Origin of the sequence: Virgibacillus sp. 7505 (genome assembly GCF_002272135.1) — a bacterium.
Classification (GTDB): Bacteria; Bacillota; Bacilli; order Bacillales; family Amphibacillaceae; genus Terribacillus.
The window spans coordinates 1-217 of record NZ_NPBF01000432.1; the positions used below are offsets into that span (position 1 = coordinate 1).

The following is a 217-nucleotide window of genomic DNA, read 5'->3' on the forward strand; positions in this document are numbered from 1 at the left end:
ATGGGGATGGCACAATACCAACGGGTCTTTCGTTCAATGAAGGTCGCTAGGCAGCCTTTGCTTTTTCCACGACCCGATACGACCGTGTCTAGTTCCCAATGGCCAAATGTCTCTCGTTTTCGGATCTCTTTAGGCCTCTGCTTAATCGAAGTACCAACGGTGAAGCGCCCCCGGGTTTCATAGGGTTTTTGGCTTTTCCCTTTACGACGCAGTACAG

Annotated in this window: 1 pseudogene; it reads right to left on the bottom strand. The window is 50.7% G+C overall.

Annotated features, from left to right (window positions below):
- Window positions 1–217, bottom strand: a pseudogene (locus CHH91_RS19660) (IS30 family transposase); the annotation flags it as partial.